This window comes from Sphingomonas naasensis, assembly GCF_004792695.1.
Lineage (GTDB): Bacteria > Pseudomonadota > Alphaproteobacteria > Sphingomonadales > Sphingomonadaceae > Sphingomonas > Sphingomonas naasensis.
The window spans coordinates 31,419-54,985 of the sequence record NZ_SRXU01000010.1; the positions used below are offsets into that span (position 1 = coordinate 31,419).

Genomic DNA, 23,567 nt, shown 5'->3' on the forward strand with positions numbered 1-23,567 from the left:
CGATGAGCAACGCACTCGCACCCGCCCATCCCGAAGCTACCGGCATGCCGGCCCGCTTCGATCCGCTCAAGCAGGTTTCGGGCCTGCTCGGCCAGCCTGCGGTCAAGCGCAGCCTGCCGTTGGTCTTTCTCGTCGGGCTCGTCCTCGCCGGCTTCCTCGCCTGGTCGATGGTCGCGACCTCGCCGCAGCGCATCCTGTTCGCCAATGTCACCGATGCCGACAAGGCGGCGATCACCTCGGCGCTGGACGGCGCCAATATCGCGAGCAGCATCGATGGCTCGGGCTCGATCACCGTCGCCGAGGATGATTACCACAAGGCGCGGATGCTGCTCGCCAGCCAGGACCTGCCCAAGGCGCAGCCCGGTGGCTATGCGATCCTCGACAATCTCCCGATGGGAGTCAGCCGCGCGGTCGAGGGCGAACGGCTCCGCCAGGCGCGCGAGACCGAGCTCGCCCGCTCGATCCAGGAGATCGACGCCGTCGCCGAGGCGCGTGTCCATCTCGCCACGCCCGAGGCCTCGGCATTCGTCCGCGATCATGCCAATCCCTCGGCCAGCGTCATCGTCAAGCTTCAGCCCGGCCGCGCGCTCGGCGAGGCGCAGATCCGCGCGATCGTCAATCTCGTCGCCTCGTCGGTGCCGGGGATGCAGCCCGAATCAGTGACGATCGTCGACCAGATGGGCGCCTTGCTCTCGAAGTCGGGCGGCAAGGACGGCGGCGCGAGCGCCGGCGACACCCGGATCGATTTCCAGCGCCGTGTCGAGGACAAATATCGCGAGCAGCTCGCGCAATTGCTGACGCCTTTGGTCGGCGCGGGCAACTTCACCGCCGAGGTGCAGGCCGATGTCGATCTCGACGAGAGCCAGGCGACGCGCGAGAGCTACGACAAGGCGGGCCAGGTGATGCGCGCCGAACAGGGCGCGTGGACCGGAACCTCGAAAGACGGCGCGACGCCGGGCGGCATCCCGGGCACGCTCTCCAACACCCCGCCGCCGCCGAGCCAGCTGGTCGCCCCGAACGCCGGCGGCGCCACTGCGCCGGCCGCGCCCGCCGCCACCGCGGGGGCGACGCCCGCTCCGCAGCCGCAGACCAAGCAGAGCGACAGCTTCACCCGCACCTACGAGACCGGCAAGGAAATCTCGGTCACCCGCGCGGTGCCGGGCAACGTCAAGCGCCTCTCGGTCGCCGTGGTGCTGCGCGAGGAGCCCGGCAAGCCGCGCGCACTCGCCGAGATCAACCAGCTCAACGAGCTGGTCCGCGCCGCGGTCGGCTACAACGCCCAGCGCCAGGATCAGGTGACGGTGATCAGCCGCAAGTTCAGCGCCGCCGCCGAAGCCGGCAAGGACGGCCCTGCCTGGTACGAGGCGGCATGGGTGCCGATGGCCGCGCGCAACGCGACCGCGCTGGTGATTGCGCTGCTCGTGCTGTTCCTCGGGGTGCGCCCGCTCACCAAGGCGCTGCTCAAGAAGCGCGAGGATGCGAGCCAGCGCCCCGGCCTGCCGATCGGCAACCCCCATGCGGAAGCCGCGTCGCCGCCGGTGCCGAGCGTATCGATCGACATGCTCGAGGATCGCGGCAACAGCTATGACGATCGCGTCGGGCTGGTCCGCGGCTTCACGCGCGAGAACCCCGCGCGCGCCGCGCTCGCGGTCCGCGACATGATCAAGGCGGACGCGCAATGAACGCGCTGCGCAACTTCAACGGCGTCGAGCGCGCCGCCGTGCTGATGATGCTCGTCGGCGAGGAGGAGGCCGCGGCCATCCTCCAGAAGCTCGAGCCCGATGAGGTCCGCGATCTCGGCCGGGCGATGTTCACCGTCGCCGATGTCAGCGAAGCCGAGGTCGAGCAGGTTCTCGACGATTTCGTGTTCAAGGCGCGCGGCCGTTCGAGCATTGTCTTCGACCCCAGACCGCAGATCGAGGGAATGATGAATCGCGCGCTCGGCAGCGAGCGGGCCGAGGGCGTGCTCGCCCGGATCATCCCGGCCGAGGCCAATGCCCGGCTCGAGCAGCTGCAATGGTTCGAGCCCGAGGAGATCGCTGCGATGATCGCAGCCGAGCATCCGCAGATCGCCGCGGTGCTGCTCGCCCAGCTCGATCCCGAAGTCGCGGCGCAGGTCTTCGAGCATCTTCCCGCCGACGGGCAGCCCGAGATATTGCGCCGCGTTGCCAAGCTCGGCCCGATCCCGACCGAGGCGATCGACACGCTGCGCGCGATGCTCGATCGGCGGGGCGGCGGCGCGCGCAAGTCGGTCGGGCTCCAGCTCGGCGGCACGCGCGAGGCCGCGAAGATCCTGTCCGGCGCGCGCAAGATCACCGAGCAGCGTGTCATGCCCAAGCTCGCCAAGATCGACCGCGAAGTCGCCAAGGCGATCGAGGAGGCGATGTTCGTCTTCGACAATCTGCTCGAGCTCGACGACAAGAATCTCTCGACGCTCATCCGCAGCGTCGACGCCGATGTGCTCACCAAGTCGCTCAAGGGGGTCGAGGAGGACGTGCGCAATCGCTTCCTCGGCTGCATGTCGAGCCGCGCCGCCGACGGCATCCGCGACGAGATGGAAGCGCGCGGGCCGATGAAGCTCGCCGAAGTGCTCGAGGCGCAGAAGGTGATGATCGCCATCGCGCGCGGGCTGGTGAAGGACGGCACGCTGCAGATGCCGGGCAAGGGCGGCGACGACGACTATGTCTGAGTTCGCCCCCGGCTTTGCCGGCCGCATCGAGGCCGCCGCGCAGATGCTCCACCGCGCATTCGGTGACGGCGGCGCCTTCGCAGCTGCCGATATCGCCAGCATCGGCCGCCGCGGCTTCGCGGAGCCGGCGCCGGCCGCACCACGCCATTTCTCGCCCGCCGACCCGAACGCCAACCCCACCGAGGGCTGGGACCCGTTCGTCGCCGAGGCGCCGGTGAACCCCACCGCCTTTGTCGATCCGCTCACCGCGGCGCATGACGCGGGCTTTGCCGAGGGCCGCGCGGCCGCGCTCGCCGAGGTCGAGGAGGCACGCGCTCGTGAGACGGCGTTGCTCGAACAGGTATCGCAGGCGCTTGCCGCCGGTGCGCATTTCGATCGCGAGCGCATGGCGGGGCATCTCCGCCAGACCGTGCTCCATCTCGTCCAGCGGATGATCGGCGATGCCGGAGTCGCGCCCGATATTCTCGCCGGCCGGATCGCCGCCGCGGTCGATCTGCTCGCCGACGGTGCCGAATCGGCCTTGCTGCGGTTGCATCCCGACGATGTCTCGCTCATCCAGGGCAAGCTTCCCGCGACGATCTTCCCGGTCGGCGATCCGCATGTCGCGCGCGGTAGTTTCGTCATCGAGAGCGCCTCGACGATCGTCGAGGACGGCCCCGAAATCTGGCTCGAGCAGCTCGCCCAGGCGATCGACCGCGTTCCGATTCCGCCGGCATGCTGAACAAGTTCACGGATGACTATCTCGACGGCCTCGGCTGTCGCGACTTCGCGCCGCGCGCGCGGGTATCGGGCCGGCTATCCTCCTATGACGGATTGCTGATGGAAGCGGTCGGCCTCGCGCTCCCCGTCGGCACGGTCTGCGCGATCGGCGACGGCGCCAGCCGGATCGAGGCCGAAGTGATCGGCTTCCGCGGCGGCAAGACCCTGCTGATGAATCTCGGCGGCCCCGCCGCCTTGCTCCCCAACGCTCCCGTGCGACCGACCGGCTCCCCCGGCGAGGCCGAGGTCGGCGCCGCGCTGCTCGGCCGGGTGGTCGACGGGGCCGGCAAGCCGATCGACGGGCTCGGGCCGATCCGGGGCGCCGGCAAATGGCCGCTCGCCGGCAAGCTCCAGTCGCCGCTCGATCGCGGCAGGGTGCTCCAGCCGCTCGACGTCGGCGTCCGCGCGATCAACGGGCTGCTCACCATCGGTCAGGGCCAGCGCGTCGGCATCATGGCCGGCTCGGGCGTCGGCAAGTCGGTCTTGCTCGGCATGATCGTCCGCGCCGCCGAAGCCGATGTCGTCGTGGTCGGGCTGATCGGCGAGCGCTCGCGCGAAGTCGCCGACTTCCTCGAGACCAAGGTGTTCGGCGCCGCCCGCGCGCGCTCGGTGGTGGTGGCGGTTCCCGCCAATCACTCGCCGGTGCTGCGTATCCGCGGCGCCTTGCGCGCCACCGCGATTGCCGAAGCCTTCCGCGCCGAAGGCAAGAAGGTCCTGCTGATCATGGATTCGCTGACGCGCGTCGCGCATGCCGGCCGCGAGATCGGGCTGGCGCTCGGCGAGCCGGCGAGCGCGCGTGGCTATCCGCCCAGCGCGATCGCGATGCTGCCGAGCCTGATCGAGCGTGCGGGCACCTGCGTCTCGACCGGTGGCTCGATCACCGCGATCTACACCGTGCTGGCCGACGGCGATGACGGCAACGATCCGGTCGTCGACAGCGCCCGCTCGATTCTCGACGGCCATATCGTGCTGAGCCGCGCGCTCGCCGAGCGCGGCGTCTATCCGGCGATCGACCTTGGCCCGTCGGTCAGCCGGGTGATGACCGACATCGCCGCGAAGGAGCATGTCCATGCCGCGCGCGTGCTGCGCCGGCATCTCGCCACCTATGAGGAGAATCGCGATCTCGTGCTGATGGGCGCCTACCGGCCCGGCGCGGACGCGGAGATCGACGCGGCGATCGCCTGTCATCCGGCGGTGATGGAATATATCCGGCAGGGATCCGACGAAGTCGTGACCTTGCCCGACGCGGTCGCCGAGCTGACCGGCGTGTTCGGCGATGGCTAGGACCGCCAGGAAGCTCGAACGGCTGCTCCGCGTCCGCACGCTCCAGCTCGATCAGGTCCGCGCCGCCGAAGTGCAGGCGCGGAGCCGGGTCGACCAGGAAGAATCGTTACGGGATCGTATCGATAAGTTGGCAGCCAAAATAGCCCCTGCCGCGACACCTTCGCCAACTTTCGCCACCTCGCTCATCGCCGCCGCCCATTACCGCGATCGCCTCCACCAGTCGGCGCACGCGGCCGAGCGCCGTGTCGCGGTGGCACATCAGGGGCTCGAAAGTGCGCGCGCCGCCACCCGCGAGGCGCATCGCGATCAGAGCGCGATCGAGAAGCTGATCGAGCGCGAGGGCGCCAAAGCGGCGCTCAAGGCGCTGCGCGAACTCGAGGCGCTTCCGGCCACGGCCAAAAAACGGCACGATATTTGCTGAACTGTCCGGTGACCAGTTTCACCGGGGGTTTCGCAGTTGATCCAGCTTTCGTCGCTCGTTGCCGCACTACCGCACGGCCCGGTCCGTCCGGGCGCGCCCGTATCGGGCTCGGCGGGCGGCTTCGCGCTGCCCGCGGCGCATGCTGCGGCGGGCGAGGCCGATGACATCGCCGCGCCCGGCCGGCAAATCCTTGCCGCCCCCGGCAAGACGCTGCCGGAAGGCACGCCCGACACCGACGCGGAAGACGAGGGCGCCGACGTCGACGGCGAAGACATCGCCTTCGCCTGGTTTGCCCTCCCCGTGGCACCCCAGCCCGCGCCGACCACGCCGCTCGCCATGGCCGCCCGCCCGGTGGCGATCGGCCTCGACCCCGACGCGGAGCAAGCGGAAAGCCTTCCCATGCCGCCGCTGCCGATCGCGGGAGACGGTACCGGCGCCGAAACCGTGAAAGCCGAACCGGATGCAGCGGCAATCGAGCTGCACCCAAAACCCGCCGCGCCGGACGCCGCCGAGCAGTCCGCGCCGATCAAGCTTCGCGTGGTCGCCCCGGCGGCGCAGCCCGCGCCGGCGGAAGCACCGTCTCCGGCCGCCGCGCCGCAGCTGGCTGCAGCGCTGCTCGCTGCAGCCCCCGCGGCCGCGACGCCGACCGAAACGCGCCGCACGCTGGTGCAGGATCTGCTGCCCGCCGGCGGGCCGACGCCCTTCGCCGATATCGTTCGCCCGCATGCGATCGCCGCGCCGACCGACATCCAGCAGGGCGTGCTCGACATGCGCCGCCAGGAATGGGCCGGGCAGATGGTCGATCAGCTCGAGGCGATGCGTGACGCGTCGCGCGGCGAAACCAGGCTGAGCCTGTCGCCCGAGGCGCTGGGCAAGGTCGACGTCTCGATCCGCCAGGACGGCGATCGCATCCATGTCCATTTCGCCACCGAGACGCAGGCCGCGCGCCAGCTGCTCACCGATGCCCAGCCGCGCCTGTCCGAGCTGGCCGAGGCGCGCGGCGTCAAGCTCGGACAGACCAGCGTCGACACCGGCGGCGCCGGGCACGGCTCGCCCCGCGAGCGCCAGCCCGAGCTGTCGCCGCAATCCTCCGCACCGCGCGGGCCCGAAGCGGCCGACGCGACCACTACCGCAACCGATGACCGCATCGCCTGAGACCCACGGAGACCATCATGGCCGATACCCCTGACGCAACCGCGCCCGCGCCCCGCAAGAAAAAGGGCGGCAAGCTGCTCATCCTGGTCGGGGTTCCGATCGCCCTGCTCGGCACCGGCGGCGGCGCCGCGGTCTACGGCATGCAGGCCGGCTGGTTCAGCGTGAAGCCCGCCGATGCGCATGACGACGAGCCCCAGCTCGTCCCGAAAAGCGAAGAGAAGCGCACGAGCTCGGCCGGCGGCGGCGAAGGCGGTCACGGCGGCGGCGGCGAGGAAGCCGCGAGCGCCGCGCACGGCAAGCCGACGCCGAAGGGCGAAGGCGGCGACAAATACGCCTCGAGCTACTACCCGCTCGAGAAGGAGTTCACTTCGAATCTCCAGGACAGCGTCCATTTCGTCCAGGTCGGCATCGCCGTGTCGACGCCCTATGACGAGCGCGTCCTCGACAACATCAAGACGCACGAGATCGCGATCCGCTCGCAGGTGCTGATGGCACTGGGCGAGACGAGCGAGGAAGAGGTGTTCACCGCCGAAGGCAAGCGCCACATTCAGGATCGTCTCGCCAAGGCGATCAACGGCGTGCTGAAGGAAAAGGAAGGTTTCGGCGGCGTAAGTAACGTCTACTTTACCAATTTCATCGTTCAGTGAACGGGCATGGTTAACGCCCCTTCAGATCTCGGCACGACCGAACGGCGGGAACGCCCCCGGGCCAGCGCGGAACACGCGCCGGCGCTGGGGACGGCCAGTCTCAATCCGTTCGGCGATCTCGTCACGCTCCAGCATCTTTGCGCGCGGCTGGCCAAGGCGCTGAAGCCGGTGTTCGACGGGATGTGCCGCGCCGATCTGCGTGTCTGGGCCGAGCCGCTCGCCGTCCAGCGCTGGGCCGATTACCGCACCGAGCGCGGCCACGACCTCACCGCATGGCAGCCGCTGACGATGGGCGGCGGCAAGGCCCGCATTCAGCTGGTGCTCGAAGCGAAGCATCTGCTCGAGATGCTCGACGCGTTCTTCGGCGGTGACGGCCAGGCCCCCAATCCGCTGCCGACCGAATTCACGCCCGCCGCCGAGACGCTGGCCGCGCGGCTCGCGGGGGCGATCGCGTCGCCGCTCGAAGCCGCATGGGAGCCGCTTACCCGCGTTGCCTTCCGCGCAATCGAGGGCGCCCAGATCGGCACGCTTCCCGAGATCGCCGCCGGCGATCCGGTGGTGGTCACGCGCTTCGGGCTGGCGATCGGCGAGCGCAAGCCTGCCTTTGTCGACATCCTCTACCCGATTGCGGCACTGAAGCCGCACGGCGGCGCGCTGACGGTCAAGGTTCACGGCGTCCCCGCCGAGGTCGAGCCCGAATGGCGCAGCGGCCTCACCCGTGCGGTGATGGGCGTCAAATTCCCGATCCGCTCGGTGCTCGCCGAGCCGGTCGTCCCGCTCGGGCTGCTGCTCGATCTCAAGCAGGGCGACGTGATCCCGATCGATTTCGGCCCCGAGGTTCCGGTGATGGTGGCGTCGCGCCGCCTCGGCACTGGCCTTGTCGGCACCGCCAATGGCCGCGCCGCGGTCCGGCTCACCCAACTCGAAGAGTTCAGCGAAGAGGATTTCCGATGAACGAGATGGCCGGGGGTTTCCCCGTCGACACTGCCGTGGCGGCCAATTTCCGGCTGCTCCAGGACGTCGATGTCAAGCTGACCGTCGAGATCGGCTCGACCTCGCTGTCGCTGCGCGAATTGCTCGCGCTCGGCGAGGAGAGCGTGATCGAGCTCGACCGCGACGCCAACGAGCTGCTCGACATCTTCGTCAACGGCACGCTGATCGGCCGCGGCGAAGTCGTCACCGTCGGCGAGAAGTTCGGCGTGCGGATGACCGAGCTGGTCAGTCCCGAGAAGCGGACCGCCCGCGCATGATGTGGTCGTACATCCTCAAGCTGGTGATCCTGCTCCCGCTCGTCTGCGGGCTGCTGATCGGCTGCCTCTACGCCTGGCGCAAGCTCGAGGCGCGGCTGCCGAAGAACCAGGGCACGCGGATGGTCCAGGTCAAGGAAACGATGATGCTGGCGCCCGGTCTGCGGCTCGCGGTGGTCGAGTTCGAGGGGCGGAAGCTGCTCGTCTCGGTGAGCCGCGGCGGCGTCACTTTGGTCGACAAGGCGCAAGGCTGATGCTCACCGCCCTCACGGCACCCCGCACGATCGGCGGGCGCGCAGCGCTGTTCGTCGGGTTGCTCGCCTTCTTCATTCTCTTCGCCGCGCCGGCATTCGCCCAGGGCGTGCCGGCGCCGGCACCCGTTCCGACGCCCGGCGTCGGCGACGCGGTCGATCGCGCGCTCGGCGATCTCGGCGGCGGCAATGCGCCGCTCAGCCTGTCGCTGCAGGTCCTCATCATCATGGGTCTGCTCACGGTGCTGCCAGGCATCCTGCTGATGATGACCAGCTTCACCCGGATCATCATCGTGCTCGCGATCCTGCGCCAGGCGCTGGGGCTCCAGCAGACCCCGCCCAACCAGGTGCTGATCGGCCTCTCGCTGTTCCTGAGCTTCTTCATCATGTCGCCGGTGATCAACCAGGCCAACACCACCGCGATCCAGCCCTATGCCGCCGGCCAGATCAGCGCGACGCAGATGATCGCCGGCACCGGCGAGGCGCTGCACGGCTTCATGCTCAAGCAGACGCGCAACCGCGACGTGAAGATGTTCGCCGACATGGCGAAGAGCGGCCCCTATGCGAAGCCGGCCGACGTGCCCTTCTCGGTGCTGCTCCCCGCCTTCGTCACCAGCGAATTGAAGACCGCCTTCCAGATCGGCTTCCTGATCTTCCTGCCCTTCATCGTCATCGATCTCGTCGTCGCGACGGTGCTGATGAGCCTCGGCATGATGATGATGTCGCCGACGATCATCTCGCTGCCGTTCAAGCTGCTGCTCTTCGTCCTCGTCGACGGCTGGGCGCTGACCATGGGCAGCCTTGCCGCGAGCTTCGGGACCTAGCGATGGACGCCGATTATTTCCTCACCGTCGCACGCGAGGCGATGTGGATCATGGCGCTCGCCGCGGCGCCGATCCTGATCCCCGCGCTGCTTTCGGGCCTGATCCTCGGCATGGTCCAGGCGGCGACCTCGATCCAGGAGCAGACACTCACCTTCGTTCCCAAGCTGATCGTCGTCGCGGTGAGCCTCGTCATCTTCGGGGGCATGATTCTCGGGCTGATCGGCGACTTCACCACGAGTATTTTCGAACGCATTCCGGATCTGGTGAAGTGACGCCGCCGGCCGCGCCGCCCTTTCCCGTGCGCCGGTGGAAGCGGGAACCCCGGCTTCCCCGCCGCCCGGGCATCGCGCCGTGTTTCCAGCTTTACGCGCACGCACACTCGCGCCCGCAGCTCCAGGCGAACTGAGATGATGGGCTTCGGCCTCTCGATCGAGCCGCAACTCTGGGCGCTGCTGTTCGCGATGGTGCGGATCGGCGCGGCGTTCATCGCGGCGCCGGTGTTCAGCGCGGTCTCGATTCCGCTGCCCGCGCGGATCGCGCTCACCGGCGCGATCGGCGTGCTGGTGCTCAACACCGTGACGATCACACCGCCGGCCGAGATCTTCTCGCTCACCACGATGCTCGCCATCGCCGCAGAGGCGCTGATCGGGCTGGCGATCGGCTTCGTCCTCCAGATCGCCTTCGCCGCGCCGATGGTCGCCAGCGAAGTCATCGGCATGTCGATGGGGCTGGGCTTCGCCAACGCCGTCGATCCCAATAGCGGCCATGCCACGCCGGCGCTCGGCCAGTTCCTGTCGCTGCTGCTGACTTTGCTGTTCCTCGCGGTCGACGGGCATCTCGTCCTCGTCGACCTCGTCGTGCGCAGCTATGCCGCGATGCCGCCCGGCGCGTGGCTGGCGCCCGAGCGGCTGCTCGGCATCGCGTTGTTCGGCGGCTATGTCTTCCTCGCCGGGCTGCTGCTCGCGCTCCCGGTCGGCTTCCTGCTGCTCTGCCTCAATGTCGTCGTCGGCATGCTCAGCCGCGCCGCGCCGGCGCTCAACCTGTTCGCGGTCGGCCTGCCCGCCAGCCTCGCCATGGGCGTGGTCGCGGTCCTGCTCGCGCTGCCGGCAATGGGCGATTATCTGCTCGTGATCATCCGCGAGGCGCTCGACGCCGCGCCCCGGCTGGTGTTCGGCTGATGGCGGAGAGCTTCGGCGAGAAGACGGAAGCCCCAACAGCCAGGCGCAAGCGCAAGGCCGTCGAAGAAGGCCAACTCCTCAAATCGAAGGATTTCGGCACCGCGCTGGTGATCCTGCTGGGCTGCGCCTGGATGGCGTTTCTCGGCCCGTCGCTGATCGGCGCGTGCAAGGAAGTGATGACCGCGAGCTTTTCGTTCGGGCGCGGCGATGTCGAGCATTTCGAGCCGTGGCGGCCGCTCGCGGCGGCGGGGTGGAAGCTCGCCCCCTCGCTCGCCGGGCTGTTCGCGCTCACCGTGATCGGCGCGATCCTCAGCCAGGCCGGGCTCGGCGCGATCGGCTGGAACAGCAAGCTGTTCGCCCCCAAGGCCTCGCGGATCAATCCGGGGTCGGGGCTCAAGCGCATCTTCGGACCGACCGGCTGGATCGAGCTCGGCAAGTCGCTGCTCAAGGTGGTGCTGCTCGGCGCGATGGGCGCGTGGATGCTGCATTCGATCACCCGTCAGTCGCTCGGGCTGGTCGCCGCGGACCTCAACGGCGCGGTCGGCGCGCTCGGCGGCCAGTTCGTCACCTTGCTGTTCGTGATGGCCGCGGGCCTGCTGATCATCGCCGGGGTGGACGTGCCGATCCAGATGATCCGCCACTTCCGCCAGCTCCGCATGACCAAGCAGGAGGTCAAGGAGGAGCACAAGGAAACCGAAGGCTCGCCCGAGCTCAAGGCGGCGCAGCGCCAGCGCCAGCGCGAGATCCTCAAGGGCGGCTATCGCAAGGCGGTGTCGACCGCGCATGTCGTACTCACCAACCCGACGCACTTCTCGGTCGCGCTGCGCTACGATTCGGGCAAGGACCAGGTGCCGGTGGTGGTCGCCAAGGGCCGCGGCCAGACCGCGCTGGCGATCCGCGAGCTCGCGGCCGAGTTCGAGGTGCCGGTGCTCGAATATCCCCAGCTCGCCCGCGCGGTCTATTACACCAGCCGCGAAGGGCAGGAGATCCGCGACGATCTCTATCTCGCGATCGCGACCGTCCTCGCCTTCGTCTTCGGCGTCAACGCGCGCGCCGGCGGCACGCAACCCGCGGTCACCGTCCCGTCCGGCGCGCTGTTCGACGAGAACGGGCAGAAAATGGCGCGCCCGGCCTAAAGCGCGCGCTTGCGCGGCCGCTTATTGGATCAGGGGGAAGTGATGGCCATCGAATCGATCGCAAAGACGCTGGGAACCGGATCGGGCATCGACATCTCGTCGCTGGTCGGCGATCTCGTCGATGCGACCTTCGCCAACAAGAACGCCACGCTCGAGGCGAAGGGGGAGAAGCTCACCGCGCAGATCTCTGCCGCCAGCGCGCTCAAGAGCAACATGAGCCAATTTTCGAGCGCGCTGTCGCAGCTGACCGCGAGCGGCACGCTTGCCACCCAGCCGACCAGCGGAAACAGCGCCATCGTCACGACCACGCGCCTGCCGGGCGCGACGCTGGCGGGGCTGAGCGCGAGCGTCGAGGTGCGGCAACTCGCCCAAGGGCAGGTTGCCAGCACCGCCGCCTTCTCCGAAGGTGCGGCGACGGTGATCGGCACCGGCACGTTGACGCTGACCTTTGGCACCGCCACCGTCAGCGACGGCGCGATGACCGATTTCACTGCGGGCGCCGCGGCGCCGATCGATATCGCAATCGACGCGCAGCACAACACGCTGCAGGGCGTCGCCGACGCGATCAACGCCGCCAATGCCGGAGTCACGGCCTCGATCGTCACCGACAGCAGCGGCGCGCGCCTGGTGGTCAAGAGCAGCACCGGTGCCTCGCAGGCTTTCGAGCTTTCGGGCAGCGGCGCGCTGGCCAGCCTCGACATCGGCCGCAATGCGAACGGTTCGACGATCAATACCACCGCGCAGAATGCGGCGCTGACGCTCGACGGCGTCGAGGTCACCTATCCGACCAACAGTATCTCCAATCTGATCCCCGGCGTGCGGCTTGATCTCGTCGCCGCCGCGGTCGGCACGAAGGTCTCCATCGGCTCGACGCGGCCGACCACCGCGCTGAGCGATGCGGTCACCAACTTCGTCGATACCTTCAACGAGCTCTACAAGATGGTGCGCGAGGCGGTCGATCCGATCGACGGGCCGCTGCGGGGCGATCCCGCCGCGAAGGACCTGCTGCGCCAGATGAAGGGGCTGACGATCACCAGCCTGATTCCCGGCGCGACCGACGAGATCCCGAGCAGGCTCGCCGATATCGGCGTCGCGACCCAGCGCGACGGCACGCTCCGCGTCGATTCGACCCGGCTCGCCAAGGTGCTGAACAGCTATCCCGACCAGATCGAGGCGATGTTCGCGACCAATGCAGGGCTCACCAAGGCGCTTTCCACGGTCGCCGAGAGCGCGATCGGCAAGACCGCGACGCTCGGCACGCAGAACGAGGTCACCGGACTCAGCGCCAGCGTGCTCAATTACACCAAGGCGCAGGACAGCATCGCCGACGACAAGGCCGACGTGCTCGCCGCGACCGAGAAGCTGCGGACGCGGATGACGCAGCAATTCGCGGCGATGGATTCGAAGGTGGCGGCGTACAAGTCGACCCAGACCTTCCTCGAAAATCAGATCAAGGCGTGGAATTCGGACAATTGATGCGATGACCCGTTACGCCACCGCCCTCGCCAACCCCGCCGCGACTTATCGGCAGATCGACCTTGCCGGGCGCACCACCGGCGCCGACTCGCATCGGCTGGTCGGGCTGCTCTACGAGGAAGGCGTCGCCGCGCTGCGCGCCGCCGCCTGCGCCGCCGAAGGGCGGCAATATGCGATCAAGAGCGAGCGTGTCGCCCGTGCCACCGCGATCCTGTTCGCGCTCGAGGCCGGGCTCGATTTCGACAGGGGCGGGGAGGTCTCGCGCACGCTCGCGACCTTCTATCACGGGCTGCGTCAGGAAGTGCTCCACGCCAGCATCGGCACCGATCCGGCGCCCTTCCGCGAGGCTGCGACCAGCCTCGAGGAGATCGGCAGCGCCTGGGCGAGCGTGCGCGCGTCCTAGAGGTCGAGCTTCTCATAATCCGCGGGCGGCGGGATCCCCTCCATCCGCTCGGAGAGCAGCGGCCGGAAGCTCGGCCGGCTCTTCATGCCGATATACCAGCGCTTGGCCTGTTCGTGGCTCTTCCAGTCGATCCCGCCGAGATAGTCGGCGATCGAGATCTGCGCGGCGGCGGCGAGATCGGCGAGGCTCATCGTCGGGCCGGCGAGCCATGTGCGGTGGTCGAGGAGGTAATCGATATAGTCGAGATGCGCGACCGCGGCCTTCATCGCCTCGCGCAGCGCCTTGGCGTCGGGCGTCATCTTGTGGACGACGCGCTTGATCATCCGCTCGTGGAGCAGGGGCGCGGTGATGTCGCCGTAGAAATGGTGATCGAACCACACGACCAGCCGGCGGATCTCGGCGCGGTCGGTGGCGGTGCCATTGATCATCGCGTTCTTGCTGACGGTCTCCTCGAAGAACTCGCAGATCACCGTCGAATCGATCAGCGTCACCCCGCGCTCGGTATCGACCATCACCGGCACCTGGCCGGTCGGGTTCAGATCGAGAAACTCGTCGCGGCGCAGCCACGGCGATTCGCGCACCGGCTCATAGCCGATGCCCTTCTCGCCGAGCAGCAGACGCACTTTCCGGGAAAAGGGACAGAGCGGGAATTGAAGGAGCTGCCACATGCAGCCCGTATCTACTGGAGACGCGTCGCGCGTCCAGCCGATGCGTCAATTATCGTCGCTATAGGCCTCGATCGCGCCTGCCAGCGGGGCGAGCGCATCGCGCAGCCGGTCGGCGGTCTTTGCCAGCTCGCCCGACATCGCCAACGCGTCTCCCGCAATCGCGCCGGTGGCGGCAACCGCGCGCCGCGTCCGGTCGTGCAGCTTCGCCTCGAAATGCGGATCCCTGCGGCGCTCGAGGTCGCGCAGCGTGTCCGAGGGGCGGATGTCCGCATCGGGATCGGCATAGCGCGCCAGCGGCCCGACCCGCGTATCGAGCACGATGCCGGCGAGTCCGGTCATCGCCATGGCGATGCCTTCCTGCACCATCGGTTCGTTGAGCGCGCGCACGGCATCGGCCTCGCGCTGCGATTGCGCGGCGGCGGGCAGGGCAATGGCGCACAAGACGGCGGCAGCGGAGACCAGACGCATGACATTCTCCCGAGTCGTCAGGAACGGCTTATACATGCTTCCCAACGGCTTAGCACGCGATGAACATGGGCTTGCCCCACGCGCGCGGGCGAGCCACTCTGGGGCGTGTCCGACGACCCATTCGTCACCGTGGCGATCGCCTATAGCCAGCCCCAAGCATTGGTGCTGCTATCGCTTTTCGCGTGGCACGACATCCCCGCCTATGCGCGCAATCTGCAGCATGCGCGAACGGACTGTCCGGTGACGCTCGCGCTGGGCGGCATCCCGATCCGCGTCCTGTCGGATTGCGCCGGGGCAGCGCGCGCGCTGCTCGTCGAGGCTGCCGAGCGCGAGGACGAACGGCCCGCGCCCGCGCCGCTCGCGTGGCGCATCGTCAAGACACTTGCCTTGGGGATGGTCGGTGCGACGCCACCCCCGCGCATCGCGGCGAGCATCGTTCGCTAGTTATTCGGCGGCGACCGCTTCCACGGCGTCGTCGAGCGGGTGCGACAGCCGGGTGAGCATCTCCTTCGGCACCACCTGCCAGAAATGGCCAACCGTGCGGTCCCAATCCTCGAGAATGCCCTGCGACCATTTGCTGTCGGTGGCCTCGGCATGCGCCTCGACCATCGCCCGGAGCTTGCCCTCCCAATGCGCCGAGCTCAGCCGCTGCCAGACGATGCTTTCGGGATTGGCGCGCTGCTCGAAACAGCCATCGGTGTCGTAGATGAAGGCCATGCCGCCGGTCATGCCGGCGCCGAAGTTCATTCCGACCTTGCCGAGCACCACCGCGGTGCCCCCGGTCATGTACTCGCAGCCATTCGCGCCGCAGCCCTCGACCACCACTTCGGCGCCCGAGTTGCGCACCGCGAAGCGCTCGCCGGCCTGGCCCGCGGCGAACAGCCGACCCGAGGTCGCGCCGTAGAGCACCGTGTTGCCGATGATCGTGTTGAGCTGGCTGGCGAGCGGCGAACTCACCATCGGCCGGACGACGATGACGCCGCCCGAAAGCCCCTTGCCGACATAGTCGTTGGCGTCGCCGAACACTTCGAGCGTGATGCCCTTGCACAGGAACGCGCCGAGCGACTGGCCCGCCGAGCCGCGCAGCCGGACATGGACATGGCCGTCGTTGAGCGTCGACATGCCGAACTTGTTGGTCACCGCGCTCGACAGCCGCGTCCCCACCGCGCGGTGCGTGTTGCGCACCGTATAGGTGAGCTGCATCTTCTCGCCGCGCGCGAATACCGGCGCCGCGTCCTTGATCATTTGCGCGTCGAGACTATCGGGAACCTCGTTGCGGAAGGTCGACAGGCTGAAGCGCCGCTCGGCATCGTCGGCATCGACCTTGGCGAGGATCGGGTTGAGATCGAGATCGTCGAGATGCTCGGCGCCGCGGCTGACCTGACGGAGCAGCTCGGTGCGGCCGATCACTTCGTCGAGGCTCTTGAAGCCGAGCTTCGACAGGATCTCGCGGACCTCCTCGGCGATGAAGGTCATCAGGTTGATCACCTTCTCGGGCGTGCCGACGAACTTGGCGCGGAGCCGCTCGTCCTGCGTGCAGACGCCCACCGGGCAGGTGTTCGAATGGCACTGGCGCACCATGATGCAGCCCATCGCGACGAGGCTGAGCGTGCCGATGCCGAACTCCTCGGCGCCGAGGATCGCGGCGATGACGATGTCGCGCCCGGTCTTGAGCCCGCCATCGGTGCGCAGCTTCACCCGGCCGCGCAGGCCGTTGAGCGTCAGCGTCTGGTTGACTTCGGTGAGGCCCATTTCCCACGGCGTGCCGGCATATTTGACGGAGGTCTGCGGGCTCGCGCCGGTGCCGCCGACATGGCCGGCGACGAGGATCACGTCGGCATGCGCCTTGGCGACGCCCGCCGCGACCGTGCCGATGCCCGCCGAGCTGACCAGCTTGACGCAGACTCGCGCGCGCGGATTGATCATCTTCAGATCGTAGATGAGCTGGGCGAGGTCCTCGATCGAATAGATGTCATGGTGCGGCGGCGGGCTGATCAGCGTCACGCCCGGCGTCGAGTGCCGCAGCTTCGCGATGAATTCGGTCACCTTGAAGCCGGGCAGCTGGCCGCCTTCGCCGGGCTTGGCGCCCTGCGCGACCTTGATCTCGATCTCGTCGCAGGCGTTGAGATATTCGGCGGTGACGCCGAACCGGCCCGACGCGATCTGCTTGATCACCGAATTGGCGTTGTCGCCATTCTCGTACGGCTTGTAGCGGATCTTGTCCTCGCCGCCCTCGCCCGACACCGCCTTGGCGCCGATCCGGTTCATCGCGATCGCCAGCGTCTCGTGGGCCTCGGGGGAGAGCGCGCCGAGCGACATGCCGGGGGTGACGAAGCGTTTGCGGATCTCGGTGATCGCCTCGACCTGCTCGATGGCGATGCCTTCGTTGGGGAAGTTGAACTCGAGCAGGTCGCGCAGATAGACCGGGGGCAAATCGCGCACGCCGCGGGCGAATTGCAGATAGCTCGAATAGCTGTCGGTCGAGACCGCAGTCTGCAGCAGGTGCATCAGCTGCGCCGAATAGGCATGCGTTTCGCCGCCATGGCGCTGGCGATAGAAGCCGCCGATCGGCAGCGCCGCGACGGCGCGGTCGAACGCCGCCTCGTGACGCAGCCGTGCCGAGAGATGGAGCGAGGCATAGCCCTCGCCCGAGATCTTGGCGGGCATGCCGGGGAACAGGTCGTTGACCAGCGCGCGGCTAAGCCCGACCGCCTCGAAATTATAGCCGCCGCGGTACGACGAGATCACCGCGATCCCCATCTTGGAGAGGATCTTGAGCAGGCCCTCGTCGATCGCCTTGCGGTGGCGCTTGAGCGCTTCATCGAGGCTCAGCTCGCCGAACAGCCCGCGCGCCTGGCGATCGGCGATCGCCGCTTCGGCGAGATAGGCGTTCACCGTGGTCGCGCCGACGCCGATCAGCACCGCGTAATAATGCGTGTCGAGGCACTCGGCGGTGCGCACGTTGACCGAGGCATAGGAGCGCAGGCCCCGGCGGACGAGGTGCGTGTGCACCGCGGCGGCGGCGAGCACGCCGGCAATCGCCACCTTGTCGGGACCGATATGCTCGTCGGTGAGGAACAATTCGGTGCAGCCGGCGCGGACCGCCTGCTCGGCTTCGTAGCGGATGCGCTTGATCGCGACGCGCAGCTCCTCGGGGTCGTCGCCCGCGGGGAAGGTGCAGTCGATCTCGGCGCATTGCGAGCCGAAATGGCCGCGCAGGCGATACCAGTCCGCATTGGTGAGCACCGGGCTGTCGAGCACGAGCACCCGGCCCTGCGTCCCCTCGGTGTCGAGGATGTTGGCGAGGTTCCCGAAGCGCGTCTTGAGCGTCATCACCTGCCGCTCGCGCAGCGAATCGATCGGCGGGTTGGTGACCTGGCTGAAATTCTGCCGGAAGAACTGGCTGATCAGCCGCGGCTTGTCCGAGATCACCGCGAGCGGCGTGTCGTCGCCCATCGAGCCGATCGCTTCCTTGGCGGTCTCGACCATCGGCGAGAGGATCAGCTCCATGTCCTCGAGCGTCTGCCCCGCCGCGACCTGGCGGCGGGTGAGCTCGGCGCGGTCATAATAAGGCGTCGCCTGCGGCGCGGGGAGGTCGTCGACCGAGAGGAACTCGCCGATCATCGCGGCATAATCGGCCTCGGCGGCGATGCGGTCCTTGATCGCCGCGTCGTCGAGCAGCACGCCCATTTCGAGATCGACGGCGATCATCTGCCCCGGGCCCATCCGGCCCTTGGCGACGACGCTCGATTCGGGAATCTGGACCATGCCGGTCTCGGAGCCGACGATCAGCAGCCCATCGGAGGTCTGGGTGTAGCGCAGCGGCCGCAGCGCGTTGCGATCGACCCCGGCGACTGCCCAGCGGCCGTCGGTCATCGCCAGCGCCGCGGGGCCGTCCCACGGCTCCATCACGCTCGCGAGATATTTGTACATGTCGAGATGCGTTTTGGGCGTGTTCTCGTCCCACGCTTCGGGGACGAGCATCAGCTTGGCGGTCGGCGCGTCGCGGCCCGAGCGGCAGATCGCTTCGAACACCGCGTCGAGCGCGGCGGTGTCCGACGCACCTGCCGGGATCACCGGCTTGATGTCTTCCGAGCGCTCGCCGAACGCGATGCTCGCCATCTTGATCTCGTGGCTGAGCATCCAGTTCTTGTTGCCGCGGATCGTGTTGATCTCGCCATTGTGTGCGAGGCAGCGGAACGGCTGCGCCAGCCACCATTGCGGGAAGGTGTTGGTCGAGTAGCGCTGGTGGAAGATCGCCACTCGGCTGGTGAAGCGCTCGTCCTTGAGATCGGGGTAGAAGTCGCCAAGGCTCTCGGCGAGGAACAACCCCTTGTAGATGATCGAGCGCGTCGACAGCGAGCAGATGTAGAAACCGCTGATCTGCGCGGCGATCACCGCCTTCTCGATCCGGCGACGGATCAGATAGAGGTTCTTCTCGAACTCGGCGGCATCGACCTCGGCGGGCATCGGGCCGGCGATCATGATCTGCTCGATCTCGGGGCGCGTCGCCTGCGCCTTCATCCCGATCACCGAGACGTCGACCGGCACCTGGCGCCAGCCATAGATGGTGTAGCCGGCCTCGATGATCTCCGATTCGACGATCGTGCGGCAGGCTTCCTGCGCGCCGAGATCGGTGCGCGGCAGGAAGATCATCCCCACAGCGAGGCGATTCGGCAGCACACGGTGCCCGCCCGCGGCGATCGCGTCGTCGAAGAAGCGCACCGGCAGATCGACATGGATGCCCGCGCCGTCGCCGGTCTTGCCGTCGGCATCGACCGCGCCGCGGTGCCACACTGCCTTCAATGCATCGATCGCCGACTGGACGACGCGGCGCGACGGCTGGCCGTCGGTTGCCGCGACGAGGCCGACGCCGCAGGCATCGCCTTCGAATTCGGGGCGGTACATGCCTTCGCGGGCGAGGCGTTCGCGTTCGGCGGTCTGGTTCGGGTCGGTCATCATCTTATCCTCGAAGCGCGATCTCGCGCGTCAGTCCTTCACGCCGGCGGCGGCGAGGCTCGTTCTGGCATTGGCCGCGCAGGCATCATATTCTGCGAACATCTCGGTCGGCGCGTCGGCCATCGCCTTGCGCGTGACTTCCATGAAGCGCTCGATCGGATAGCGCTCGACGAACGGCTTCATGTCGGCCTTGTCGCCTGCGGCGAGCAGCCGCGCATAATCGGGTCCCGAATAAAATTCGGTGAGCTTGTCGAGCTCGGCGTCGGTGAGCATCTCGGCCGACTTGCGTAGCGCGCGCATCGGGAATTCGCGCGATGCCTTGTCGACGCACGCAACGCGCGCCGCGATCGCCGCGCGGACCGCAGCTTCCTTGCCCGGGTTGGCGGCGACGAGGCGCTTGATGTCCGCGGCGTCGGCTTCGGTCTCGCCATCGCCTTGGCCGGCACCGGGCCGGGTGCTCGGCGGCAGCGCGGCGAGCAGCCGATCGACGTGCGCCGCATGGTCGGGCGCGGGCACCCCCTGCCCGGCAAGGACGAGAAGGACGGAGAGCAGGATCATCGCCCGCGCCTCATGCCGCCTGCGCCGGGACGCTCGCCCCGGCGCGCGCCTTCATCCACGCATGCATGTGCGCCGCCACGTCGCGGCCGTCGCGGATCGCCCAGACGACGAGGCTCGCGCCGCGGACGATGTCGCCCGCCGCGAACACGCCGTCCAAGCTGGTCATCATCGTCTTGCCGTCGGTGCGCAGCGTGCCCCAGCGGGTTACGCCAAGCCCTTCCGCGCCGAACAGCTTGGGCAGGTCCTCGGCCTCGAAGCCGAGCGCCTTGATCACCAGATCGGCCTGCAGCTGGAAGCCGCCGCCGGGATCGACCTCGGGCGCGCGACGGCCCGAGGCATCGGGCGCGCCGAGCCGCATCTTCGACGCGCGCACGCCGGTCACCTTGTCGCCGCCGTCAAAGGCGTCCGGAGCCGACAGCCAGACGAACTCGACGCCCTCCTCCTCGGCATTGGCGACTTCGCGCTGCGAGCCGGGCATGTTGGCGCGGTCGCGCCGATAGAGGCACTTCACCGAGGCGGCGCCCTGGCGGATCGCCGTGCGTACGCAGTCCATCGCGGTGTCGCCGCCGCCGACCACCACGACATGCTTGCCCGCGGCATCGAGACCGCCATTGTCGAATTCGGGAACCGCATCGCCGAAGCTCTTGCGGTTCGACGCGGTGAGATAGTCGAGCGCCTCGACAATGCCCGCGGCGCCGACGCCCGGCGCCTTGATCGCGCGCGCCTTGTAGACGCCGGTGGCGATCAGCAGCGTGTCGTGCCTCGCGCGCAGCGTGTCGAGGGTCGCCTCGCGACCTACCTCGAAGCTGGTGTGGAAGACGATGCCGGCCTCTTCGAGGCGCGCGACCCGGCGCATCACGACTTCCTTCTCGAGCTTGAAGCCCGGAATGCCATAGGTCAGCAGTCCGCCGGCGCGATCGTGCCGGTCGTAGACGTGCACGTCATAGCCCATCTCGCGCAGATATTCGGCGGCGCTCAGCCCGGCTGGTCCCGCGCCGATGACACCGACCGACTGGCCCCGCGCGGGACCGACCCGGACGGGCTCGACCCAGCCTTCTTCCCACGCCTTGTCGGTGATGAATTTCTCGACCGAGCCGATCGTCACCGCGCCATGGCCAGAGAATTCGATCACGCAATTGCCTTCGCACAGCCGATCCTGCGGGCAGATGCGGCCGCAGATCTCCGGCATGGTCGAGGTGCTGTTCGACAGCTCATACGCCTCGCGCAGCCGGCCCTCGGCGGTCAGACGGAGCCAGTCGGGGATATGGTTGTGCAGCGGGCAATGCACCGAGCAATAGGGGACGCCGCATTGCGAGCAGCGCCCGGCCTGCGCCTCGGCGTCGGGCACCGCGTAGCGGTCCGCGATCTCGCGAAAGTCTTCCGCGCGGAGTTCTGCCGAGCGCTTTGCGGGGTATTGCTGCCCGCGCGCCACGAATTTGAGCATCGCATCGTCTGCCATGCCGCGCGCCCTACTCAAGGCCGCGGCAAAGATAAAGCAGCAATACTGACCTATATCGTCGGTTTTCGCTTTAATGCGGCGCGAAACGCAAAAATGTTGCGCGTTTTAAGGTCCGATATGGCCCTACCGTGCCGAAAGCCAAGCCAATGCCGCTGCTCCCGCAATGATTCGGTACCATGCAAAGGGTGCGAATCCGTGTTTGGTCACGATGGCGAGGAACGCCTTCACCACCACCAGTGCCACTACGAAACTCACGACGAAACCGATCGCGATCAGCTCGAGCCCATCGCCGGTGATCGCGTCGCGATGCTTGTAGAGCTGGAGCACGGTGGCGCCGGTCAAGGTCGGCAGCGCGAGGAAGAAGCTGAAATCGGCGGCGGTGCGGCGGTCGATGCCGAGCGCCATCGCGCCCATGATCGTCGCGCCCGACCGGCTGACGCCCGGGATCATCGCAAGGCACTGGACCAGCCCGATCTTGATCGACTGGCCGGTGGAGACCCCCGCGATGCCGAGGACGTTCTCGGTCCGCACGAGTCGCTCGATCACGAGAATCGCGACGCCGCCGACGATAAGCGCCCACGCAACGACCACGGCGTTCTCCAGCAAGGCGTCGATCTGGTCGCCGAAGGCGAGGCCGAGGATCACCGCGGGGATGAAGGCAATCAGCAAATTGCGGACAAACGCCACCGACGCCGCTTCCCGGCGCAGCAGCCCTTTGAAAACCGCGAGGAAGGTCCGCCAGTAGAGCACGACGATCGCGAGGATCGCGCCGGGCTGGATCGCGATGTTGAACACCGCCCATTGCGCGGCGTCATAGCCCATCAGCTCGCTGGCGAGGATCAGATGTCCGGTCGAGGAGACCGGGAGAAACTCGGTGATGCCTTCGACGATGCCGAGCAGGATCGCGACGAGAAATTCGGTCATGCGGGTAGGGGCCTCTCGTTCACGCGGCGGCCGGCGCCGCGCCGGCCCGAGGGATGGGCTGGATCAGGCGACCGGATCGAGCTGGCCGAAGCGGCCGTGGCGGCGGAAGCGCACCAGCCATGCCGGCGCCACCGTGGCCAGCGGAGTCGGCGTGATCCCGAACGCCGCGAAGCCCTCGGCGCCGGCGGGGACGATATTGTCCTGCTGGAGCATGCGCCACTGGTCGGTGGTGATCGGGGTGCCGGGGACCATCGCGACGAGCCCGCCCAGCGCGTCGGGCAGCTCGACGAAATGCGCGTCACGGCCGATCGCGCCGGCGATCCAACGATAGAGGTCGCGCAAGGTCAGCACATCGGGGCCGCCCAGCGTGTAGACATGGCCGCCATGCCGCGCCGGATCGGCGATCGCCTTGACCACGACGGTGGCGACGTCGGTGACATAGGCGGGCTGGAAGCGCGCCTCGGCGCGCAGCACCGGCACCACTGGCGCGCTGGCGATCATGCCGGCGAAGCGATTCACGAAATTGTCCTCGCGTCCGAACAGCACCGAGGGTCGCAAAATCGTCGCGGCGGGAAAGGCTGCCTGCACGGCCTGCTCGCCCTGCGCCTTGGAGCGGCCATAGGCGGCGCGCGAATCGGCATCGGCGCCGAGCGCCGAGACATGCACCAGCGCCGCGACGCCGGCGGCGCGCGCCGCCTCGGCGACGTTGCGGGCGCCATCGACATGGACCTTGGTCATCGCGCTGCCGAAAGTGCCGGCGAGGTTGACCACCGCGTCCGATCCCTCGATCGCGCGGGCGATCGTATCGGGCCGGGTGACGTCGGCCGCGGCGAACTGGGTCTGGCCGAGCCCGCCCAGCGGCTTGAGGAACCAGGCGTCGCGCGGCCGCTTCTGCGCGATTCGCACCCGTGCGCCGGCGCGATAGAGTTCCTGCGCGACATAGCGCCCCAGAAATCCGCCGCCGCCGATCAGCGTTACCAGCCTGTCCTTCATGCCTGCCTCTTGAGCCTCGTGCGAGCCGCACCCCATGCCGCGTGGCCGCGCAAACGGCAAGCCGCCTG

Annotated in this window: 24 protein-coding genes; 17 read left to right on the plus strand and 7 right to left on the minus strand. The window is 68.3% G+C overall.

Annotated features, from left to right (window positions below):
- The first annotated feature begins 2 nt into the window (after positions 1-2).
- From fliF to E5A74_RS18730, 16 genes are all read left to right on the plus strand, one after another.
- The gene (gene fliF / locus E5A74_RS18655) at positions 3-1,682 is read left to right on the plus strand and encodes a flagellar basal-body MS-ring/collar protein FliF (protein WP_135987150.1); all 1,680 of its coding nucleotides are present in this window, start codon (positions 3-5) and stop codon (positions 1,680-1,682) included.
- Entirely contained in the window at positions 1,679-2,689 is a 1,011-nt protein-coding gene (gene fliG, locus E5A74_RS18660) for a flagellar motor switch protein FliG (RefSeq protein WP_135987151.1), read from the plus strand. Before fliF ends, fliG begins: the two co-directional genes overlap by 4 nt.
- Positions 2,682-3,410, plus strand: a complete 729-nt coding sequence (locus tag E5A74_RS18665; protein ID WP_135987152.1) for a FliH/SctL family protein — start codon at positions 2,682-2,684, stop codon at positions 3,408-3,410. Before fliG ends, E5A74_RS18665 begins: the two co-directional genes overlap by 8 nt.
- Positions 3,404-4,732 carry a FliI/YscN family ATPase gene (locus E5A74_RS18670; RefSeq protein ID WP_135987153.1) on the plus strand — a complete coding sequence of 443 codons (1,329 nt, stop codon included), beginning with the start codon at positions 3,404-3,406 and terminating at the stop codon, positions 4,730-4,732. Before E5A74_RS18665 ends, E5A74_RS18670 begins: the two co-directional genes overlap by 7 nt.
- The gene (locus tag E5A74_RS18675; RefSeq protein ID WP_135987154.1) at positions 4,725-5,153 is read left to right on the plus strand and encodes a hypothetical protein; all 429 of its coding nucleotides are present in this window, start codon (positions 4,725-4,727) and stop codon (positions 5,151-5,153) included. The genes E5A74_RS18670 and E5A74_RS18675 overlap by 8 nt, the downstream gene beginning before the upstream one ends.
- Positions 5,154-5,189: 36 nt before the next feature.
- Positions 5,190-6,308, plus strand: a complete 1,119-nt coding sequence (locus tag E5A74_RS18680; protein WP_135987155.1) for a flagellar hook-length control protein FliK — start codon at positions 5,190-5,192, stop codon at positions 6,306-6,308.
- A 17-nt stretch (positions 6,309-6,325) separates the two neighbouring features.
- Positions 6,326-6,955 carry a flagellar basal body-associated FliL family protein gene (locus tag E5A74_RS18685; RefSeq protein WP_135987156.1) on the plus strand — a complete coding sequence of 210 codons (630 nt, stop codon included), beginning with the start codon at positions 6,326-6,328 and terminating at the stop codon, positions 6,953-6,955.
- Positions 6,956-6,961: 6 nt separating this feature from the next.
- Positions 6,962-7,909 carry a FliM/FliN family flagellar motor switch protein gene (locus E5A74_RS18690; RefSeq protein WP_135987157.1) on the plus strand — a complete coding sequence of 316 codons (948 nt, stop codon included), beginning with the start codon at positions 6,962-6,964 and terminating at the stop codon, positions 7,907-7,909.
- The gene (gene fliN / locus E5A74_RS18695) at positions 7,906-8,205 is read left to right on the plus strand and encodes a flagellar motor switch protein FliN (RefSeq protein WP_135987158.1); all 300 of its coding nucleotides are present in this window, start codon (positions 7,906-7,908) and stop codon (positions 8,203-8,205) included. The genes E5A74_RS18690 and fliN overlap by 4 nt, the downstream gene beginning before the upstream one ends.
- Positions 8,202-8,456, plus strand: coding sequence for a flagellar biosynthetic protein FliO (locus E5A74_RS18700; RefSeq protein WP_135987159.1), 255 nt, complete (start codon positions 8,202-8,204; stop codon positions 8,454-8,456). The genes fliN and E5A74_RS18700 overlap by 4 nt, the downstream gene beginning before the upstream one ends.
- Positions 8,456-9,277 (plus strand): flagellar type III secretion system pore protein FliP, encoded by an 822-nt coding sequence (fliP, locus tag E5A74_RS18705; RefSeq protein WP_135987160.1) that lies wholly within the window; start codon positions 8,456-8,458, stop codon positions 9,275-9,277. Before E5A74_RS18700 ends, fliP begins: the two co-directional genes overlap by 1 nt.
- 2 nt (positions 9,278-9,279) lie before the next feature.
- Positions 9,280-9,549 (plus strand): flagellar biosynthesis protein FliQ, encoded by a 270-nt coding sequence (gene fliQ, locus E5A74_RS18710; protein WP_135987161.1) that lies wholly within the window; start codon positions 9,280-9,282, stop codon positions 9,547-9,549.
- Between the two features lie 135 nt (positions 9,550-9,684).
- Complete coding sequence (gene fliR, locus E5A74_RS18715; protein WP_135987162.1) at positions 9,685-10,455, plus strand: flagellar biosynthetic protein FliR; 771 nt, start codon at positions 9,685-9,687, stop codon at positions 10,453-10,455.
- On the plus strand, positions 10,455-11,591 hold the full coding sequence (locus E5A74_RS18720; protein ID WP_135987163.1) for an EscU/YscU/HrcU family type III secretion system export apparatus switch protein: 1,137 nt from the start codon (positions 10,455-10,457) through the stop codon (positions 11,589-11,591). The genes fliR and E5A74_RS18720 overlap by 1 nt, the downstream gene beginning before the upstream one ends.
- A 42-nt stretch (positions 11,592-11,633) precedes the next feature.
- Complete coding sequence (fliD, locus tag E5A74_RS18725; protein ID WP_135987164.1) at positions 11,634-13,067, plus strand: flagellar filament capping protein FliD; 1,434 nt, start codon at positions 11,634-11,636, stop codon at positions 13,065-13,067.
- A 4-nt stretch (positions 13,068-13,071) separates the two neighbouring features.
- On the plus strand, positions 13,072-13,470 hold the full coding sequence (locus tag E5A74_RS18730) for a flagellar export chaperone FliS (RefSeq protein WP_135987165.1): 399 nt from the start codon (positions 13,072-13,074) through the stop codon (positions 13,468-13,470).
- Here E5A74_RS18730 and E5A74_RS18735 read toward each other — a convergent pair.
- Complete coding sequence (locus tag E5A74_RS18735; RefSeq protein ID WP_135987166.1) at positions 13,467-14,138, minus strand: glutathione S-transferase family protein; 672 nt, start codon at positions 14,136-14,138, stop codon at positions 13,467-13,469. The two genes, E5A74_RS18730 and E5A74_RS18735, sit on opposite strands and share 4 nt — an antisense overlap.
- A 45-nt stretch (positions 14,139-14,183) precedes the next feature.
- On the minus strand, positions 14,184-14,606 hold the full coding sequence (locus E5A74_RS18740) for a hypothetical protein (protein WP_135987167.1): 423 nt from the start codon (positions 14,604-14,606) through the stop codon (positions 14,184-14,186).
- Positions 14,607-14,711: 105 nt separating this feature from the next.
- On the opposite strand from E5A74_RS18740, the gene E5A74_RS18745 reads away from it, so the two are divergent.
- A complete protein-coding gene (locus tag E5A74_RS18745) occupies positions 14,712-15,050 on the plus strand; it encodes a hypothetical protein (protein ID WP_135987168.1) in 339 nt (112 codons plus the stop codon).
- Here E5A74_RS18745 and gltB read toward each other — a convergent pair whose 3' ends face one another.
- The 5 genes from gltB to E5A74_RS18770 all read right to left on the minus strand — a co-directional run bounded on the left by gltB (position 15,051) and on the right by E5A74_RS18770 (position 23,499).
- Entirely contained in the window at positions 15,051-19,565 is a 4,515-nt protein-coding gene (gene gltB, locus E5A74_RS18750) for a glutamate synthase large subunit (RefSeq protein ID WP_135987169.1), read from the minus strand. It lies immediately after the preceding gene.
- Between the two features lie 30 nt (positions 19,566-19,595).
- The gene (locus E5A74_RS18755) at positions 19,596-20,123 is read right to left on the minus strand and encodes a hypothetical protein (RefSeq protein ID WP_135987170.1); all 528 of its coding nucleotides are present in this window, start codon (positions 20,121-20,123) and stop codon (positions 19,596-19,598) included.
- Between the two features lie 10 nt (positions 20,124-20,133).
- Entirely contained in the window at positions 20,134-21,582 is a 1,449-nt protein-coding gene (locus E5A74_RS18760) for an NAD(P)-dependent oxidoreductase (protein WP_135987171.1), read from the minus strand.
- Positions 21,583-21,705: 123 nt separating this feature from the next.
- Positions 21,706-22,506 carry an undecaprenyl-diphosphate phosphatase gene (locus E5A74_RS18765; protein WP_135987172.1) on the minus strand — a complete coding sequence of 267 codons (801 nt, stop codon included), beginning with the start codon at positions 22,504-22,506 and terminating at the stop codon, positions 21,706-21,708.
- A gap of 63 nt (positions 22,507-22,569) precedes the next feature.
- Positions 22,570-23,499, minus strand: a complete 930-nt coding sequence (locus E5A74_RS18770) for a complex I NDUFA9 subunit family protein (RefSeq protein ID WP_135987173.1) — start codon at positions 23,497-23,499, stop codon at positions 22,570-22,572.
- Positions 23,500-23,567: the final 68 nt, after the last annotated feature.

What these genes read in the sequence shown, in the direction of transcription:
- fliF (WP_135987150.1), top strand. Translation starts at nt 3, where the DNA reads ATGAGCAACGCACTCGCACCCGCCCATCCCGAAGCTACCGGCATGCCG.
- fliG (WP_135987151.1), top strand. Translation starts at nt 1,679, where the DNA reads ATGAACGCGCTGCGCAACTTCAACGGCGTCGAGCGCGCCGCCGTGCTG.
- E5A74_RS18665 (WP_135987152.1), top strand. Translation starts at nt 2,682, where the DNA reads ATGTCTGAGTTCGCCCCCGGCTTTGCCGGCCGCATCGAGGCCGCCGCG.
- E5A74_RS18670 (WP_135987153.1), top strand. Translation starts at nt 3,404, where the DNA reads ATGCTGAACAAGTTCACGGATGACTATCTCGACGGCCTCGGCTGTCGC.
- E5A74_RS18675 (WP_135987154.1), top strand. Translation starts at nt 4,725, where the DNA reads ATGGCTAGGACCGCCAGGAAGCTCGAACGGCTGCTCCGCGTCCGCACG.
- E5A74_RS18685 (WP_135987156.1), top strand. Translation starts at nt 6,326, where the DNA reads ATGGCCGATACCCCTGACGCAACCGCGCCCGCGCCCCGCAAGAAAAAG.
- E5A74_RS18690 (WP_135987157.1), top strand. Translation starts at nt 6,962, where the DNA reads ATGGTTAACGCCCCTTCAGATCTCGGCACGACCGAACGGCGGGAACGC.
- fliN (WP_135987158.1), top strand. Translation starts at nt 7,906, where the DNA reads ATGAACGAGATGGCCGGGGGTTTCCCCGTCGACACTGCCGTGGCGGCC.
- E5A74_RS18700 (WP_135987159.1), top strand. Translation starts at nt 8,202, where the DNA reads ATGATGTGGTCGTACATCCTCAAGCTGGTGATCCTGCTCCCGCTCGTC.
- fliP (WP_135987160.1), top strand. Translation starts at nt 8,456, where the DNA reads ATGCTCACCGCCCTCACGGCACCCCGCACGATCGGCGGGCGCGCAGCG.
- fliQ (WP_135987161.1), top strand. Translation starts at nt 9,280, where the DNA reads ATGGACGCCGATTATTTCCTCACCGTCGCACGCGAGGCGATGTGGATC.
- fliR (WP_135987162.1), top strand. Translation starts at nt 9,685, where the DNA reads ATGATGGGCTTCGGCCTCTCGATCGAGCCGCAACTCTGGGCGCTGCTG.
- E5A74_RS18720 (WP_135987163.1), top strand. Translation starts at nt 10,455, where the DNA reads ATGGCGGAGAGCTTCGGCGAGAAGACGGAAGCCCCAACAGCCAGGCGC.
- fliD (WP_135987164.1), top strand. Translation starts at nt 11,634, where the DNA reads ATGGCCATCGAATCGATCGCAAAGACGCTGGGAACCGGATCGGGCATC.
- E5A74_RS18730 (WP_135987165.1), top strand. Translation starts at nt 13,072, where the DNA reads ATGACCCGTTACGCCACCGCCCTCGCCAACCCCGCCGCGACTTATCGG.
- E5A74_RS18735 (WP_135987166.1), bottom strand. Translation starts at nt 14,138, where the DNA reads ATGTGGCAGCTCCTTCAATTCCCGCTCTGTCCCTTTTCCCGGAAAGTG.
- E5A74_RS18740 (WP_135987167.1), bottom strand. Translation starts at nt 14,606, where the DNA reads ATGCGTCTGGTCTCCGCTGCCGCCGTCTTGTGCGCCATTGCCCTGCCC.
- gltB (WP_135987169.1), bottom strand. Translation starts at nt 19,565, where the DNA reads ATGACCGACCCGAACCAGACCGCCGAACGCGAACGCCTCGCCCGCGAA.
- E5A74_RS18755 (WP_135987170.1), bottom strand. Translation starts at nt 20,123, where the DNA reads ATGATCCTGCTCTCCGTCCTTCTCGTCCTTGCCGGGCAGGGGGTGCCC.
- E5A74_RS18760 (WP_135987171.1), bottom strand. Translation starts at nt 21,582, where the DNA reads ATGGCAGACGATGCGATGCTCAAATTCGTGGCGCGCGGGCAGCAATAC.
- E5A74_RS18765 (WP_135987172.1), bottom strand. Translation starts at nt 22,506, where the DNA reads ATGACCGAATTTCTCGTCGCGATCCTGCTCGGCATCGTCGAAGGCATC.
- E5A74_RS18770 (WP_135987173.1), bottom strand. Translation starts at nt 23,499, where the DNA reads ATGAAGGACAGGCTGGTAACGCTGATCGGCGGCGGCGGATTTCTGGGG.